General features: G+C 40.2%; 19 protein-coding genes. 11 read left to right on the top strand and 8 right to left on the bottom strand.

The window, feature by feature from the left end; all coding sequences use genetic code 11:
• The first annotated feature begins 227 nt into the window (after positions 1–227).
• Positions 228–716: a cation:proton antiporter regulatory subunit gene (locus P855_RS0110660; protein ID WP_028783568.1), complete on the top strand. Its 489-nt coding sequence runs from the start codon at positions 228–230 to the stop codon at positions 714–716.
• Position 717: 1 nt separating this feature from the next.
• Positions 718–1,899, top strand: coding sequence for a cation:proton antiporter (locus P855_RS0110655; protein ID WP_028783567.1), 1,182 nt, complete (start codon positions 718–720; stop codon positions 1,897–1,899).
• 87 nt (positions 1,900–1,986) lie between these two features.
• On the opposite strand, the gene P855_RS0110650 is transcribed toward P855_RS0110655, so the two are convergent.
• Positions 1,987–2,370 carry a kinase-associated lipoprotein B gene (locus tag P855_RS0110650; RefSeq protein ID WP_028783566.1) on the bottom strand — a complete coding sequence of 128 codons (384 nt, stop codon included), beginning with the start codon at positions 2,368–2,370 and terminating at the stop codon, positions 1,987–1,989.
• Positions 2,371–2,481: 111 nt separating this feature from the next.
• Between P855_RS0110650 and P855_RS0110645 the strand changes: the two genes are divergently transcribed.
• Positions 2,482–2,688, top strand: coding sequence for a hypothetical protein (locus tag P855_RS0110645; RefSeq protein WP_028783565.1), 207 nt, complete (start codon positions 2,482–2,484; stop codon positions 2,686–2,688).
• 133 nt (positions 2,689–2,821) lie between these two features.
• Positions 2,822–3,400, top strand: coding sequence for a superoxide dismutase family protein (locus tag P855_RS0110640; protein WP_028783564.1), 579 nt, complete (start codon positions 2,822–2,824; stop codon positions 3,398–3,400).
• Positions 3,401–3,439: 39 nt separating this feature from the next.
• Here P855_RS0110640 and P855_RS0110635 read toward each other — a convergent pair whose 3' ends face one another.
• On the bottom strand, positions 3,440–4,612 hold the full coding sequence (locus P855_RS0110635) for a MalY/PatB family protein (protein WP_028783563.1): 1,173 nt from the start codon (positions 4,610–4,612) through the stop codon (positions 3,440–3,442).
• Positions 4,613–4,779: 167 nt separating this feature from the next.
• Between P855_RS0110635 and P855_RS0110630 the strand changes: the two genes are divergently transcribed.
• Together P855_RS0110630 and yugI are read left to right on the top strand one after the other, a co-directional pair.
• A complete protein-coding gene (locus P855_RS0110630) occupies positions 4,780–5,256 on the top strand; it encodes a hemerythrin domain-containing protein (RefSeq protein ID WP_028783562.1) in 477 nt (158 codons plus the stop codon).
• Positions 5,257–5,551: 295 nt separating this feature from the next.
• The gene (gene yugI, locus P855_RS0110625) at positions 5,552–5,950 is read left to right on the top strand and encodes a S1 domain-containing post-transcriptional regulator GSP13 (RefSeq protein ID WP_028783561.1); all 399 of its coding nucleotides are present in this window, start codon (positions 5,552–5,554) and stop codon (positions 5,948–5,950) included.
• Between the two features lie 55 nt (positions 5,951–6,005).
• Here yugI and P855_RS0110620 read toward each other — a convergent pair whose 3' ends face one another.
• Positions 6,006–6,245: a DUF378 domain-containing protein gene (locus P855_RS0110620; RefSeq protein ID WP_028783560.1), complete on the bottom strand. Its 240-nt coding sequence runs from the start codon at positions 6,243–6,245 to the stop codon at positions 6,006–6,008.
• A 134-nt stretch (positions 6,246–6,379) separates the two neighbouring features.
• Between P855_RS0110620 and P855_RS0110615 the strand changes: the two genes are divergently transcribed.
• From P855_RS0110615 to P855_RS0110605, 3 genes are all read left to right on the top strand, one after another.
• Positions 6,380–7,546: an iron-containing alcohol dehydrogenase gene (locus tag P855_RS0110615; RefSeq protein WP_028783559.1), complete on the top strand. Its 1,167-nt coding sequence runs from the start codon at positions 6,380–6,382 to the stop codon at positions 7,544–7,546.
• Between the two features lie 154 nt (positions 7,547–7,700).
• Positions 7,701–9,047 (top strand): glucose-6-phosphate isomerase, encoded by a 1,347-nt coding sequence (locus P855_RS0110610; protein WP_028783558.1) that lies wholly within the window; start codon positions 7,701–7,703, stop codon positions 9,045–9,047.
• A 178-nt stretch (positions 9,048–9,225) separates the two neighbouring features.
• Entirely contained in the window at positions 9,226–9,630 is a 405-nt protein-coding gene (locus P855_RS0110605; RefSeq protein WP_028783557.1) for a YugN-like family protein, read from the top strand.
• Here P855_RS0110605 and P855_RS0110600 read toward each other — a convergent pair.
• Both P855_RS0110600 and P855_RS0110595 read right to left on the bottom strand, forming a co-directional pair.
• Positions 9,619–10,611, bottom strand: coding sequence for a potassium channel family protein (locus tag P855_RS0110600; protein WP_028783556.1), 993 nt, complete (start codon positions 10,609–10,611; stop codon positions 9,619–9,621). The two genes, P855_RS0110605 and P855_RS0110600, sit on opposite strands and share 12 nt — an antisense overlap.
• Positions 10,612–10,687: 76 nt before the next feature.
• Complete coding sequence (locus P855_RS0110595) at positions 10,688–11,260, bottom strand: thioredoxin family protein (protein ID WP_028783555.1); 573 nt, start codon at positions 11,258–11,260, stop codon at positions 10,688–10,690.
• A 186-nt stretch (positions 11,261–11,446) separates the two neighbouring features.
• Here P855_RS0110595 and P855_RS0110590 point away from each other — a divergent pair, with 186 nt between their 5' ends.
• Positions 11,447–12,505, top strand: coding sequence for a M20/M25/M40 family metallo-hydrolase (locus P855_RS0110590; RefSeq protein ID WP_028783554.1), 1,059 nt, complete (start codon positions 11,447–11,449; stop codon positions 12,503–12,505).
• Positions 12,506–12,681: 176 nt separating this feature from the next.
• A complete protein-coding gene (locus P855_RS0110585) occupies positions 12,682–12,906 on the top strand; it encodes a hypothetical protein (protein WP_051353175.1) in 225 nt (74 codons plus the stop codon).
• A 385-nt stretch (positions 12,907–13,291) separates the two neighbouring features.
• Here the strand turns inward: P855_RS0110585 and P855_RS0110575 are convergent, their stop codons facing one another.
• The 3 genes from P855_RS0110575 to P855_RS0110565 form a co-directional block, all read right to left on the bottom strand.
• A complete protein-coding gene (locus P855_RS0110575) occupies positions 13,292–13,669 on the bottom strand; it encodes a hypothetical protein (protein ID WP_028783551.1) in 378 nt (125 codons plus the stop codon).
• 39 nt (positions 13,670–13,708) lie between these two features.
• Complete coding sequence (locus P855_RS0110570) at positions 13,709–14,095, bottom strand: hotdog fold thioesterase (protein WP_037986010.1); 387 nt, start codon at positions 14,093–14,095, stop codon at positions 13,709–13,711.
• A gap of 93 nt (positions 14,096–14,188) precedes the next feature.
• Complete coding sequence (locus tag P855_RS0110565; RefSeq protein ID WP_028783549.1) at positions 14,189–15,130, bottom strand: 1,4-dihydroxy-2-naphthoate polyprenyltransferase; 942 nt, start codon at positions 15,128–15,130, stop codon at positions 14,189–14,191.
• Between the last annotated feature and the right edge of the window lie 210 nt (positions 15,131–15,340).

Below are 15,340 nucleotides of genomic sequence, written 5' to 3'. Positions count from 1 at the left end.
CTTTTATCTCGAAATCAAGTCTTCGACTTTTCGGCTCTTTTATGGAATAGACATTTATGAAATATAAACAACGATTAACTGAACCATTTAGAAACGTCCATTTTTAGAAAGGATAATAACATACTCAGTGTTTTTATTATATAATACAAAAAAGTGTTAATATGGAGACACTGTTTAATATATAAATCACTGAACGTATAGCGATTGACAAGGAGGAATGGTCAAGGATGAATATCTCAGTAACAAAACTTCCAGGTATCGGACAGAAAATCTCTCTGAAAACCGGAGAAGACAGCATGCTCGTTTTGATTGTCCACCATACAGGAAAGCGGGAGTTGTATTTTTTTGATGATAAAGATAATGAGGAAGCAGATTTTGCTATGGATTTAACACCGGATGAAACCAGAGAATTGGGGGCTCAACTGCTTGGTGCGACCTATCAGCCTGTTGATGCCGACAAACTGAAGGTTTTTCAAAATCAAATTGTCATTGACTGGGTAGAATTGAAAAGCAATGCCTCGATTGCCGGTAAAACTATTGAAGAATCAGAAATAAGAAATAAGACTGGGGCGACTATTATTGGAATTGTTCAGGGTGATGAAACAATAGCGATTCCAGAAGCTGATACTACCTTGGAACCCGGAAATGTATTGATGATTATAGGGAAACAGGATCAAATAGAAAGTTTGACTGCATTATGTAGAGGCGAGGAATAATATGATGGGTCATGACTTCCCTTCATTGTTAGGAGCTGGATTGATCCTTCTCTTTATTTTTTATTTGGGTTACTTAAGCTTGAAGATCAAATTTCCTAATGTCATTTTATATATTCTTTTGGGGATTGTACTGGCGGATGTGGTCAGTGATAATGAATTATTGCATTTTGCCAGTGAAATTGGAATCGTATTATTATTCTTTTTATTAGGGTTGGAGTTCAGTGTCAAACGTCTTGGAGGTATTGCTAAAAAAATATGGCCTGCAGGCTTTTTAGATGTTTTTCTTAGTATGGGAGTCGCCATGGTATTATCTATGGGATTCGGAATAGACTTATTCAACGCATTTCTGATTGGAGCGGTTACATATGCCACCAGTTCCTCCATAACAGCAAAGTTATTGGACGATAAGGGACGAATGGCGAATACCGAGACGGAATTCATTTTGGCTTTGTTGATTTTCGAGGATTTAATCGCTCCAATTGCAATAGCGGTATTGATAGGGATAAGTTCAGGAGATAGTTTTACAGTAATCGATTCGCTTGTTCTGGTCGGAAAAATCATCGGGTTGACAGTAGGAGCGATTCTTCTTGGGAAGACGCTTTTCAAACGTTTTGGGGATTTTCTTGAAAAAATTGATGATGAAGACTTTAAAATTTCTTTGCTGGTCGGGATAGCACTTTCCTATGGAGGGCTCGCTTTATATCTTGGACTTTCAGAAGTGCTGGGTGCGTTTTTAGCCGGAATGATGCTGGCAGAGATCGGTAATATTGAACGCGTTCAACAAACCCTTGTGCCAGTAAGAGAGTTACTGCTGCCCACTTTCTTCGTCTACTTTGGTACTTCTATTGAATTCGGTGATGGTATCCCATTCCCATTGTTATTAGTGGTACTAGTTCTTTGGTCAGTAACCGCTAAAGTCGTTGTAGGTATACTTGGAGGCAGGATGTTTGGTCTTTCGAAAAGGTCCTCTTTAAGAGCTGGGCTATCATTATGTGCAAGAGGAGAATTCTCTGTAGTGATTGCAACAATTGCGAGTGGAAGTATAAAAATATTCAGTGGGATTTACATTGTCATTGCCGCTTTTCTTGGCATGACTTTATTCGAATTTGCACCTGGTATCACCAATCGGATTTATGGAAAGCCCCAAAAGAAGAAAAAGAATTTAAAAGTACCCGGAAATTAAAAGAAGCTGCCATGACAGATAGGCAGCTTCTTTTACTAGCTAATCCAGTTACAGTGGGAAAAGGTCACACAATCCATTCCAGCTCGATTAATTATTGAAATAGGATTTTTCCAGTGCAACGAGCTGGTCGAATGCTTTTTGATTGAAATCTGATTCTTTACGTTTCAAGCGGTCCTTAAGCTTATCAATGGCATTTCGCAATGATTGTTCGTATTCAGGTATTTCCCCATTAAATGATTTGACAGCAGATTTAGAAATATTGGCTTTTTCATGGTGACTCAATGCTTTGCGTTCATGAAAAAAAACATCTTCAGTTTTTCCAGGATTATGGAGATCGCCTTGCATCGGGTGCTTTTCTACTGCCAGCACTTCTACTAAGTAAAATTGGTTACGATCTTCTATTATTTTACCGATATAACTGCCGGATTTATAATGGGCGATAACAGCATCGCCAATATTAAGTTCGGACATGACAATACCTCCTTTGCCTTATTGTAACAAATATTAAAAGTATTTATATTTAAGACGATTGAAAAATTTGATATACTTACCATGTAACTTGATAAGGAAGTGATGCCATTTATGATGGAGTTTTTATATTTTCCGGAAGATAAAACGGAATATATTCCGGCGGTAATATCGTTGGGTGTATTCATTGCGCTTGCAGTACTTGTTATGTTTTTGATCATGAGAGTATCAAAAAAACAAGAAGAACGAACAGAAGAACAATATGGCTCCCAACAAGCAAAGAAAGATGATTCACTATCGTATAAACCACAGGGGAAATAATCCCCTGTTTTTTTTATGAGTTCCTTTATGTGTTCTATAAGCAGGAGAAATTCGGAGGTAATAGGCTTATTTTACTGTGTAAAGTACAGGGTAATTGGTTAAGCTATGGGAAACAAGGGAAAGGACGTTTCTCATGGATTTTAGAAAGTGTTTTTTGATAGGATTACTGCTGTTCGTTATGGCAGGGTGCCAAAATGATAGCAGGTCTAATGCAACAGTCGGGATGTATAACGCAGATGGCGATATGATCGGCACTGCTAAATTGACGGAAACTTCCGGTGGAGTAGAAGTACTGGTGAATGTAGAGGGCTTGGAACCAGGTGCTCATGGGTTTCATGTACATGAATTCCCGGTATGTGAAGGACCTGACTTCACTAGTGCCGGCAACCACTTTAATCCCACAGGAAAGATGCATGGTTTGATGAATATGGAAGGTTCTCATTTGGGAGACATGCCTAATTTAGAAGCAGATGAATCAGGGAAGATAGTCGAAGCCAAAGCCATGCTTCCGGAAGCGACTCTTTTAGATGGTAAAAAATCCCTGATGAAAGGGGAAGGTACTTCTTTAGTCATCCATGAAGCAATGGATGATGGATTCTCACAGCCTGCAGGAGATGCTGGTGCCCGTGTAGCCTGCGGGAAAATTCAGTTGAACGATGATGGGAAAATGCCGACAGATCCAATGGAACAACAAGATAAAAAAGAAAAATAAGAAAGAAGACGGGCTCCTGAGCAGGGGCCCGTCTTCTTTTCACCGACGGTTCTCCAAAGCCTTTACTATACGGTCGACACCCTCTTTTAGCGTAGCTTTTGGGCACGCTATATTCATACGCATAAATCCTTCGCCTTCTTTACCGAAAGAAGCTCCATCATTTAAGCCTACTTTTGCAGTTTCCTGCATGAAGCTTTTCAATTCTTCATGTTCCATCCCCATTTTGGTGCAATCCAGCCATAAGAGATATGTCCCTTCCGGCTCTATTACTTTAATTTGACCGGTTTCGTTTAAATATTTAACCGCATAGTTTTTATTGTCTTCGATGACTTTTAGCAGTTCTTCCAGCCATTCCTCACCATGTTTGTAAGCTGCTTCTAATGCAGTAATCCCCATAGTGTTCAACATATTCATTCCCTGGGCAAGAAACGTATCATCCATGGACTTTTTCATCTTTTCATTTGCGGTAACGACATAAGAGGCCTGCAGACCAGCTAAGTTAAAAGTTTTTGTTGGTGAAAGACAAGTAATCGTTTTGTCATTGATTTCTTCTGATATGGAAGCGATTGGCACATGTTTATGTCCGGATAGTACCAGGTCAGCGTGAATTTCATCAGAAAAAATGAGGACATCATGTTTCAGGCAAATATCTGCCATGTTTTTTAATTCTTCCTCTGTCCAAACTCTGCCTACCGGGTTATGAGGATTACAAAGAATGAACGCTTTAACATCGTTTTCAACTATTTTGTTTTCAAAGTCTTCATAATCGATTTCGTAGCGATGATCCTGATATATCAGTGGGTTTTGGATAAGGTTACGATCATGCTGCTCTATTACTTTGTAAAACGGCGGGTAAACGGGTGTTTGGATAAGTAAATTATCCCCTTTTTTGGTTAATGCCTGTACAATCATATGTAGACTGGGAACTACACCTGGGCTATAACTGATCCATTTTGTATCAATCGTCCAGTCGTATTGTTTTTTCAGCCAGTCATATATGGTTCCTTCTACCAATTCATCTGTTATCGTATAGCCGAAAATACCATGCGCTGCCCGTTCAGTCAACGCATCTATGACAGCCTGTGGGGCCTGGAAATCCATATCTGCTACCCACATAGGTAAAACTTCATTTGATTTGAATAACTTTTCTGTCATATCCCATTTTACGGAGCGTGTGCCAGTTCGCTCTTTTACTTCGTTGAAACGACTCATCTATCATCCCTCCAGTTGATTTCTTTCTACATTTATCATAACCCAAAAGTGAAAGAAATGAGAAATATGCTGTTTTTAGTGAAATGTTTAAAGTGTTAGTGACAAACGTCATGTTTAAATGCATGTATTTACGCTATATTGTTAAGGAATAACTGGAGGTGATAGAAATGTTGCGTGGTGACTGTCATATACGAATGCAGGTGGAGCAGTTTCTGAGAGATCATCAATCGTTACGCAGTGAAATAGGAATAATTGATGGCTGGCTTAGTGATCTTGAGCAGACTGTGCGACTTTCTAATGAAGAATTGAATAGGTTAGTGGTGCCGGTTAAACATTTTTATGAACAGTTATCAGCTCATCTGACCCTGGAAGAACGGGAACTATTTCCACTTTTGACCAAGGAAATAGAGGAGAAGGGGTATCTGTATTTCACCTTTGAATTAGAACATCAGCAAATGAAACAATTTATAAAACAATTCTTATTTATGGTAGAGCGCTATCAGGAAAACTCAACAGGAGTAGAAAAAGGGAACAGTATACTTCTTACGCTCCGCTTTGCTTTGGATGCTGTAACTGCACATTTCGTTAGAGAAGAAGACATTCTATTCCCGGAAATATTAAAATTGAACGGAAAGTCTGTATAAAATATTTGAGCAAAAAAAAAAGCAAAGCTGCTTCGCTTTGCTTATACAGGGGGAATACGAGAAAGTCTTACGGTATTAAGTATTGCCGAAATTAAACGAGTTCAAACCTATTTTTTTAAATTTTTTTCATAGTTTCATGGATTTTCAACAAAACCTTTATGAATACTGTCATATTTCCTGTTTCTTAGCACTTTTGGTGCAATTTTGGACTATCCTTTGCCAGAAGCTCATTAATATGGTAGAATCAATAATTGCGTAAAAAGTATAATAATATATAAATCAGGAGTTGTATAGCATGTCAGAGAAGTTCGAAACAGGTCAAGTATTAGAAGGTAAAGTTACTGGAATTCAACCATATGGTGCATTCGTTGCCCTTGACGATCAAGTCCAAGGCTTGGTTCATATTTCTGAAGTGACTCACGGTTATGTAAAAGACATCAATGAGCATTTATCTGAAGGCGATGAAGTAAAAGTCAAGATCTTGAATATTGATGAAGAGAAGAACAAGTACTCTCTTTCTATCCGTGCTACTCAAGAGGCACCTAAAAAACAGCCGCGTCGCCCACGTAATTCCCAGCCGGCTCAAGCACAGTCTCAGGATAATGGCCAGGCAGGTTTCAACACATTGAAAGATAAGCTTCAGGAGTGGATTGAGCAATCTGAAGATCGTTCCAAGACATATAAAAACAATTAATTCAATCCTGAATTAAAAAATGGCAGTCACGCATGGAGCGTGGCTGCCTTGTTTTTTATCTGGTTGTATTTGGTTCTGTACGATCAGCCGTCTCTAATTCAGGACGGAAAAGGTAGGACAAAGCGATAATCCCGCTGATTCCAACCAGGGTATAGATAATTCGGGCAAAGGCTCCGCTTTGCTCCCCGCCACCGAAAATCGCAGCTACCAAATCAAATTGGAACAATCCGATCAATCCCCAGTTTATCGCTCCGATAATCGTTAAAATTAATGCTATTCTTTTAAGTGTATCCATTTTTTTACCTCCAATATTAAAAAATATGTTCACGGTTAGGTTTGCTCGAAATTTGCATAATATGCATGATGCATATATTTTGAGAAATATTTGTTCTTTAGCCATAATTGTAGCGAAAGGAGTTTGATTAAATTATGGATGCTTTTACATTTCATAACCCGACTAAATTAATTTTTGGCAGAGATCAACTGGAACAACTTCCAAAGGAACTTCCTGAAAATACTAAAAAGGTGCTCCTTGTTTACGGAGGAGGCAGCATCAAGAAAAATGGTATTTATGATAATGTAATGGAAAAATTGACTCAGTTCGGAGCGGAAGTATTTGAGTTAGCTGGAGTGGAACCTAATCCTCGAATTTCCACGGTACGAAAAGGTGTAGACATTTGCAAAAAAGAAAATATCGATTATCTGATTGCTGTAGGTGGAGGCAGCGTAATCGATTGTACTAAAACCATTGCAGCAGGTGCAAAATATGATGGTGACGCCTGGGATCTTGTTACTAAAAAAGCTTTCCCCGATGGAGCTTTACAGTTCGGTACTGTCCTTACATTGGCTGCCACTGGTTCTGAAATGAACGGTGGAGCGGTTATTACCAATTGGGAAACAAATGAGAAGTATGGGTGGGGATACCCTCCTTACACCTATCCTGCATTTTCCATTCTTGATCCCGTACACACTATTTCCGTACCCCGGGATCAGACAATTTATGGAATAGTTGATATGATGACTCACATTCTCGAGCAATATTTCCATAACCCGACGTTGTCACCTGTCCAGGATGAAATGTGTGAAGGGGTTCTGAGAGCTGTAATTGACGCTGCTCCAAAGTTATTGAATGACCTGGAATCTTATGAACATAGAGAAACGATTCTTTATGCGGGGACAGTCGCTTTGAATGGTATGCTGCAAATGGGATACCGTGGTGACTGGGCTACACACAATATTGAACACGCCGTTTCTGCGGTCTATGATATTCCCCATGCCGGAGGGTTGGCGATTTTGTTCCCTAATTGGATGAAGCATAACCTGGACATCGATCCGGCTCGTTTCAAGAGGCTGGCGGTGAAGGTGTTGGACGTAAATCCGGAAGGAAAATCAGATCGTGAAACAGGAATGGAAGGCATAGAAAAACTAAGGGAATTCTGGTCATCCATTGGGGCACCAGAAACATTGGCTGACTATGATATTGACGATTCAAAATTTGACTTGATTATCGACCGGGCCATGAAGCGGGGACCTTTCGGTAACTTCAATAAGTTAGAAAACAAAGATGTAGCTGCTATTTTAAAAATGTCAAAGTAGTCATCAATAAAGCCGTCTGGTAACTCACCAGGCGGCTTCTTAAATTATTTTCAGCTTGTATCCGTTTACATCAAGGGGCGTGCTTGAATTGCATCCGCTGTTCCGCTAAAGTGAAAATGGATTGGTTTTATTTAGACGAACTGGAGGGATAAAAGTGACACATATTCGCTTTGATTATGAAAAAGCTTTACCTTTTTTTGGTACACATGAGTTAGACTACATGGAAGAAGCAGTGAAGCTTGCTCACCATGCATTGCATGAAAAGACGGGTGCAGGCAACGACTTTTTGGGGTGGCTCGATCTGCCAGAGAATTATGATAAAGAAGAATTCAGCCGAATTAAGAAATCTGCAGAAAAAATACAATCCGATAGTGATGTGCTTGTCGTCATCGGAATCGGTGGCTCATATCTTGGAGCCCGTGCAGCGCTGGAAATGCTGAACCATAGTTTCTATAACGAGTTGAGTGCAGAAAAGCGTCAGACGCCGCAAGTGTTTTTTGTTGGGAACAGCATCAGTGCTCCCTATATGAATGAGTTGTTTGATGTGTTGGAGAACAAAGATGTTTCAGTCAATGTGATTTCTAAGAGTGGAACCACTACAGAACCTGCGATTGCATTCCGTTTATTCCGTAAGTTCCTGGAAGAAAAGTATGGAAAAGAGGAAGCCAGAAAGCGGATTTATGCTACGACTGATAAACAAAAAGGTGCATTGAAAACATTAGCTGATGAAGAAGGCTATGAAAGCTTTGTAGTCCCGGATGATGTCGGTGGCCGTTTCTCTGTGTTAACTGCAGTGGGACTGCTTCCGATAGCTGCCAGCGGGATTGACATTGACAGCATGATGGATGGAGCTAAAGCAGGGATGGATGAATTAAGTTCTTCTGAATTAAGTGAAAATCCTGCTTACCAGTATGCAGCTGTGCGTAACATCTTTTACAACAAGGGAAAGTCCATCGAAATGCTAATTAATTATGAACCAGCATTGCAATATTTCTCCGAATGGTGGAAGCAGTTGTTCGGTGAAAGTGAAGGGAAAGACCAGAAAGGGATTTTCCCCGCTTCTGCAAACTTCTCGACAGACCTTCATTCTCTTGGACAATACGTCCAGGATGGAAGGCGCGACTTGTTCGAAACTGTCTTGAAAGTGGAAAAGCCTAAATCGGATATCACAATCGAAGAAGATGAGCAAAACATGGATGGATTGAATTATCTTGCTGGAAAAACTGTGGATCAAGTTAACGAAAAGGCTTATGAAGGTACTCTCCTTGCCCATACAGATGGACAGGTACCTAATCTGACAGTCCATGTACCGGAATTGAACGCTTATACTTTCGGATACCTTGTCTACTTTTTTGAAAAAGCATGCGCGATCAGTGGCTACTTGTTGGGAGTGAATCCTTTTGATCAGCCTGGCGTCGAAGCTTATAAGAAAAACATGTTCGCACTTTTAGGTAAACCAGGTTTCGAGAAAGAAAAAGAAGAGCTTGAAAAACGTTTGTAAAGCCAGACGAAAAGCCTCTCCCTTTCGAGGGAAGAGGCTTTTAGTTTTTTATCTTTGAAAAGTATAAGAAAATATTAAGGCTTTCGCCATAAGTACTTGGTGATGAGCCAGGTTTTTCTAATGACATTCATAAGATTGAGCTATACGGGGGAAGTTAATATAAAAAGGAGTGGTGTTAGTGATCCCCGTTACTTCAAAACTGACAGGCGAAGTTTTTACTTTAAGTGAATTGGAGCAGACATTAAAACCCCTCGGTTACCAAGTTGGTGGAAATTGGGATTATGACCATGGGTATTTTGATTACAAGATAGCGGATGATGGGAGCTACCAGTTTCTTCGTGTCCCAATTGCAGCCAAGCAAGGGAATTTAGATGATTATCATGTCACCGTGGAGGTCGGGGAACCGTTCTTACTTTCCCATAAATATCAACGGGGAATGGACGACCATGTTCACCTTGGTGTAGGTAAGGCATCTATCGATCAATTTTCCGAGCCGGTAGATGCCGATGCTTCTATCCCGGATGAAATGGTGGAGATCGGAAGAGAGCTCGTGCGAGAACTGGAAGCTCATTTACTTCGGTGAAAGTAATACCAACCGGTCGTCATTTGAAATCGTTTCATCGGGATTCACATTGATCAGTAAAGCATCCTGCCTGATCAATCCAATTAATATAGACGTCTTCTCTGCATAATAAGCGACCCCTTTGGAAAAAGGCTGTTCAATCAAATCGGCGGGAGGAGTAAGCTCATAAAATTGTTCCTCTGTCAGTATTTTCAACAATAATTTAAAAGGCTGAACCGGGTCATTTCGGTATAGTTCATGGTAAAATAACGAGCTCATGAAATCATTGGAACGAATCACATCGTTTGCTCCTGCCCGTTCCGCGTTGATGACTTGTTTTTCGGTCAGAATTTCCGCAATGATATTTAAATCAGGGTTACAGCCTTTCATTGCAACGATTCCTAATATAACTGACTGGTCTGATTCTTCTTCTCTTTTAGATGGGTCAGCTGTTATCAAGGCCTTACGTGCTTGTTTGATATTCGCTTTTAATAATATGTCATCTTCATAAAAATCCCCTTTGATGAAATGAACAGGGTATTTGCTATACGGAAGTGTTTTCATGCTTTTATCTATGACTACCACTTTTTCGGGATCTTTTTGGCTTTGCATGATTTCAATCAACTGTCTGGTCCGTTCATTCCAGCCGACGAAGATGATATGGTTATTTCCTTTAAAAGCTACTTTTCCGTTGGACAAATCACGCTCATATTTAATAGTACTGGCAGAAACAGTTGCCATATAGAAAGTGACAAGCCCTCCGCCTGCCAAAATGAGTAGGATTGCAACGATTCTTCCTATGGTGCTTAACGGGACATAATCTCCATATCCAACCGTAGATCCTGTAACAAAAGCCCACCAAATACCATCAAATACAGACGGGAAGTGTCCAGGCTCGAGAAAATGAATGACTATCCCAAAAAATGTCATGAATAGTATAACTGTAAGAAAAAGGCGTACAAAGATGGGGAGTCGAAAGTATACTTGTACGAAGTGATACAATTTGGGACACCTCCTTTTTAACAGCAGTATGGTCAATTTTATAGTGGATAATACTAGATAAAAAAAGCCTGCCGTCTTATGGCAGGCTTGATTCCAATTGATTTAGGGATTGTTTCAGACTTTCATATACATCCTTCCAAAAATCCTGGTTGTCACGATACGATTTAGTAATGAATTGAAACATCTGTTGCTGTTTCAGCTTGAAATCTTCAGGATCATGTTTCGGTAATGTTTTTTTTGCTTCCTGAATGAATGTTTCAATTGACTCTGCTCGTGGCCCCCAGTTAGCTACTTCATTTCCTTCCGGATCGAAGAAGATGAAAATTGGAATTGATCTTGAAACTCCATTGGTCAAATATTGATCCATCAATTCTGGATTTTCATCACGGGATAATAAATGTACATTCATATGACCTGCTTCAGCAAATTTTAACAGGATGGGTATGTTGAGCATGGCATCGCCACACCAATCCTCTGTCAATACGATTACTCTGAGGTTTTGTTTCTGCACCTGTTCGAAAAACCCCTGATCTTCTGTAGGTATCTGAAAATTTTCATATATATAAATGAGATCCTTTTGATATTTCTCCATCGAATCTACATACTCCTGCGCTGTCACACCTTTTTGAAACCACTCTTCCAATGTCATGTAAAGCTCCTCCTCTTAATATTGAACATATCAACAATCCATTCCCCGATTTTTGACGTTTCATGCACCGTTTTGAAATAAAAGATGAAACTGTAATCAAAAAGGTTCAGGAGGTGAGGTAATCCTTATTCACCTAGCTGTTTTTTTGGTATCATGATACCAGTGATGTTTGAAGGAGGAAGTTAAATGAAGCAAGAACGTCTTGATTTTCTATTCGATTTATTAAATACACCATCCCCGTCCAGTATGGAAATGGAAATTCAAAAGAAATGGATCAAGGAAATGAAACCTTATGCGGATAAAATGGTCACCGATAATGCGGGGAACGCAATCGCTGTATTGAATCCGAAGGCGGACTTTAAAATTCTATTAGCAGGCCATAGCGATGAAATTGCCCTGGTCATCAACCGTATTGATGAAAGAGGGTATCTCCATTTTGACAAAATGGGAGGCATTAACCCGAAAGCTGCCATAGGCATGAAAGTAACAATACTCGGATATCAAAAGACTGTGACAGGGGTTATTGGGGTCAATGCACAGCATCATGGTGGTCTCAAAGATGATTTCGGGCTGGAGGATCTATTTATCGATTGTGGGGCGAAATCAAAGGAAGAGATGGAAGAACTTGTCCAAATCGGCGACTTGGCTATTTATAAACGTGAACCTGAGCTGATGATGGACCGCTACATAGCTGGAAGAGGTCTTGATAATCGAACAGGAGCCTTCATCGTAGGAGAAGTATTGCGCAGACTTTCGAAAAAGAAAGTGAAAGTAGGCGTCTATGCAGCTTCAACTGTCAATGAAGAAACGAACATGGGAGGAGCATATTTTGCAGCTGCCGGTGTCGAACCCACGATGGCGATTGCCTGTGATGTGACATTTGCTACCGATTATCCAGGTGTCAATACCAACAAATATGGAGATGTACGCCTGGATGGAGGACCGGTACTTGCCAAAGGAGCCCCAATCAACCGCAAAATCAATCAGCTGTTAGAAAAGACATCCAAATCCCTTAATATGGCTGTACAATACGAGTTGACTCCAAGGGCGACAGGTACGGATGCTGACCGGATGCGTTTAACAGGAAAAGGAGTGCCGGTAAGTCTGGTTTCATTACCACTCCGCTATATGCACTCTCCGGTTGAAACAGCAAGTATCAGAGATATCGATCAGGAAATTGATTTGCTTGTCGAGATGATTTCGAATATGACAGGAAAAGAAAGCCTCAACCCACTTGAAGACTAATTATTAGAGGAAGGGACACCAGATAATGGTGTCTCTTTTTTTCACTTTAAGTAAGTTTAACGTTGTTAAAGTCGACAAGCCAAGTTCTTCTGATGGATGAATTTTCATGTGTACGCTGGCATATACTGAGGGTATAATAAGAACGAATGTTCGTTTTGTTTCAGGGGGGTGGCGAATTGATCAGCATGGATAACATCCTAAGTCGAGCGAGGGAAAATGGGAAAATAATAGAGTTGATATACTTCAGCAAAGAAAACGATTTTACCCATCGGTTTGTAAAAGTCCTTAGTGTCAATGAGGAAGAAATACTTGCTTTTTGTTATACAAGAAGACAGGTAAGGAGATTTAAAAAAGCTAATATCTTATCTGCAGCTCCTATTCGGAAAAAGAAAGGTGCCTAATTAAATATAATTTCATTGGTCTTTTGTATAACCGTCATAGCAGGTATTCTGTCATTCAATGCATTAAAAGGCATTGTCATTGCAGTGCTTTTTGTTCCCTTATTTATAAAAATGAAGCCATGGATTGTGCAAAAAAGCTTCAATCTAACATAAATTCCAAGCGTAGAATCCTTGCCTGATTCATACAGGCAAGGTTTCTTTACATTCAGAGAAGAAATGTTTGATCTTAATTCATCTGAAAGAAGGTAAATGCCAGAAAGGTTGCCATTAAACTCCAGAGGCTGGTTTAGCAAGGAGTTGTACCACGGTCGGTCAACTGGGAAGAGCAATCCTGCTAAACAACAGTTTTTGGATAGTACTCTCTCCTTAAAAAAAGGACGGTGAATTACCGTCCTTCAATTTCCTTGCTTTCTTCTACTGTATAACGAGCGGTAGGTTCGATTTCCAATCGTTCAACTGGGATTGGCTCACCTGACTTTTCACTGATGCCGTACTTTCCTTCTTCGATTCGTTGGAGGGCATCTTCAATTTCCATCATACGTTCTCGGGCTTTTTCATAAAAGGTCTGATCTTTCGAACGTTCGAATTGTTCTGTTCCATGATTTCCGGGGTGATCAGGTATGTCGGATATTTCCTGATGTGTCTCGCTGGAGGAGCCTTGGTCAGCCATGGAGTCACTGTATTTCTCTAAATCTTTTTCTGCTTCTTTTTTCATTCCCAATAATTTTTCTTTGAATTCCTGGACTTGTTTATCACTAAGCATACCTTAGTCTCCTTTCGAGTAATCTGCGGATTTGATTGGTTACAGAGGCACAACACCAATCGTACAGCGGGAGATGGAAATCAGCTTTTCGGATTCATCGGTGATTTTAATTTCCCAAACCATCGTGTTCCTTCCGATATGGAGAGGAATAGCAATGGCTGTCACGATGCCGTCACGTTTACTTTTTATATGATTGGCGTTGATTTCGACTCCAAATACCCGGTGGGTTTCCGGGTTGATATTATGGAACGCGCCAATACTTGCTGCTGATTCAGCGAGAGCTACACTGGCACCTCCATGAAGAAATCCTAATGGCTGGTGTGTAGCTGCCTGGACTGGCATCGTCATGACCACCTTGTCTTTCTTCAGCTCTTTTACTTCCATTCCTAATGCTTCCATCATGGTATTGTCGAATTGTAATTCCATTGCACTCATTCCTTTGTAAGTATTTCCCGTAAAGCCTTCAATGAAACATTACAGGGTGTAAAAAGAAGCGGCAAAAACCTTTGCCGCTTGATGTTAAATAGGTACATATATTTGTAATAACAAAGAGACTCCCAATAAGAAACCATAGATTGTATTGGTTTGAGCCGTGGCCTTCATGGCCGGCATCATTTCTATTGGCTGTGATTTACCGATGAATCCTTTTACTGCTGGTACTGCTTTCTTTATACTCAAGAATACAAGGATGCTCCAGATTGGCAGAAGGCCAATGATAATATAAATCAATGTTAATGAATAGGCTGTGACGAATAATGTCCCTAGAAAACGGATAGCTCCCTGTTTGCCTAACAGGATGGCAATCGTCTTCCGTCCATTTTCTTTATCTCCCTCTAAATCCCGGATATTATTGGCAAGTAAGATGGCACCAACAAAAATGGCGACTGGAATGGAAATCCAAATAACTCCTCCGTGGATCGTTAGTGTCTGGATGAAATAACTGATGCCAATAATAATAGTACCCATGAAGAACCCTGCTGCCAATTCACCAAATGGAGTATAAGCAATTGGATAAGGCCCCCCTGTATATAAATAACCGAATAACATGGAAATAGCCCCGATTACAGCGACCCACCAGCTGGTTGTTGCTGAAATATAAATGCCAAGCAGGATAGCAACGCCAAATAATGTAAGTGCCAATGACAGGACCGTTTTAGGTGGGATGCCATCCCTGACGATGGTCCCGCCGATACCGACGGAGTTTTCATTATCCAGTCCTCTTGCATAATCATAATACTCGTTGAACATATTTGTTGCGATCTGAATGAGGATAGAAGCTGTCAGCATCGCAAGAAATAGACCTGCGTGGAAGCCGTCATCCAGTACTCCCAGCATCGTTCCAATGAAAACTGGCACGAAAGCAGCTGTCAACGTATGGGGTCGAAGCAGACGCCACCAGATTTGAAAACCTCCCTTTTCATTCAAGGAAGCTTTTATATTTTGATCTTGCACCGGATTCATAGTTGTTCTCTCCCTTTATATCTATCAAATTATTACAATCAACCTTAAGTTTATGGAATCAGGGGAAAAGTGTCAATCTATGTAAGAAACTATTGGATATAAGTAGGGATTCCTTGAGTCCTAATCAAAAAGAGAATAAAATAGAAAAGGAAGTGAAAAACAGGATGGAAGTAATACGCCCGTTTTTAAGCAGGGTGATTTATATATCGG

It is taken from the genome of Thalassobacillus devorans MSP14, from assembly GCF_000496835.1.
In the GTDB taxonomy this organism is placed as follows: domain Bacteria; phylum Bacillota; class Bacilli; order Bacillales; family Halobacillaceae; genus Thalassobacillus; species Thalassobacillus devorans_B.
The sequence above is the reverse complement of the archived record's forward strand: the minus strand, read 5'-3'. Positions and strand labels throughout refer to the sequence as shown.